This window comes from Variovorax humicola, assembly GCF_037889915.1.
GTDB lineage: Bacteria > Pseudomonadota > Gammaproteobacteria > Burkholderiales > Burkholderiaceae_C > Variovorax > Variovorax humicola.
This window is the reverse complement of sequence record NZ_JBBKZV010000100.1, coordinates 1-1,303: the sequence shown is the minus strand read 5'-3', so window position 1 is coordinate 1,303 and position 1,303 is coordinate 1. Positions and strand designations below refer to the sequence as shown.

At 64.3% G+C, this 1,303-nt stretch carries 2 protein-coding genes; both read left to right on the top strand.

Translation table 11 applies throughout. The features are described from left to right. Nucleotides 1–683, top strand: a 683-nt coding sequence (locus tag WKW80_RS37195; RefSeq protein WP_340368560.1) for a DUF4123 domain-containing protein, incomplete at its 5' end; no start/stop codon positions are given. 90 nt (nt 684–773) lie between these two features. Beyond that, nucleotides 774–1,303 (top strand): DUF3304 domain-containing protein (locus WKW80_RS37190; protein WP_340368559.1); only part of this gene is annotated, 530 nt, incomplete at its 3' end.

The window sequence follows — 1,303 nt, the reverse complement described above, 5'->3', positions numbered from 1 at the left end:
TGGGCCAGGCCGTCGATGCATCCCCCAGCCTGAGCATCGTGCGAACCCTCAAGCCTGTGGATGACTTGTGCCGGCTCCTGTCCTGGCTTGCCTGCGCGAGCACGACCGACGATATGCGCTTGTACTTGCGCATTGCCGATACCCGCGTGCTTGCCGGTCTGCTGCGCCACATCACGGCGGCCCAACGCGCGATGCTGCAGGACACGGTGCGCGAATGGGTTCTTGCTGATCGAACCGGGGCGCTGACTCGCAGCTTCAGCGCCGAGGCATCGGCGGTGTCGGCAGGCGCCGCCAACACCGGAATCGTGCTGGACGACTTGCAATACAACGCGCTGATGCAGGACATGGAAGCGGACATGCTGCACGCCGAACTGCGTCGCACCAAGCCACACTTGCACATCTCCCGCTCCGGCGCGGAAATTCAGGATTGGTTGCGCACTGTGCTGGGCAGGGCCAAGGCCCTCGGTCTGAAGAACCTCGCTGATCACGCTGCGTTCGCGGGCCTGGCGCTGCGCGCGGCGGGAGAGTTCGAAGCGGCCCCCGAGCTGGCGGACACCTGGTTCAGGGCCAAGAGCGGCGCTTGCAGTCTGAACGACGCCATCGGACTTTGGGGCGGGGTGCAGTGGCAAGCGCTTGGGCGCTTCTCGAACACAGGTCCCAACGCCGCTCGTCGCCAAGGCTGACAGGCAGCCTGAGCCAAGAAATAGGCCGCCACGGCCGCAACACCCATCCTGCAACAAGAACCAAAGAGCTTATCCGTGCCCGTTGAACCCATGACCTCCGCCGTATCCGGCCTGCAGCGTCTCCCGCGTACCCCCATGAATCACCTGAGCGCCTTGCTGCGCCGACTCGCTGCGCTTGCCGTGGCGGGCTGGGTGCTGACCGGCTGCCAGTCGGTCGCCTCCACCGCGTCGCCATCGCAGCCACAGAAGGCAAAGATGTTCGCGGCGGGCATCACGGGCTACAGCTTCACCGACGAAGGGGTGCAGGAGTATTCCGTCGACGGCAACTACGGCTCGAACCTCCCGCCGTACGGAGGGGGCGGCAAGACTTCGTGCTGCGTGCGAGTGCCCAGCCAATGGCAACCGGACCTCACCGTGAAGGTGACCTGGATCACTGGGCACTGGACGGTCCCACTGGAGAAGGTCCATGCGATGGACATTGAGAAAGCGATTGAGTGTTGCCTTGCGCGGCGCACCCTCAGCAAGACCGTGCCCATTGAGCGCTACGAAAAAGGCGGGGCACTCCAAGTGTTCTTCCTGCCCGGCGATGAGATCAAGGTCTACGTCAGCAACATGGATCT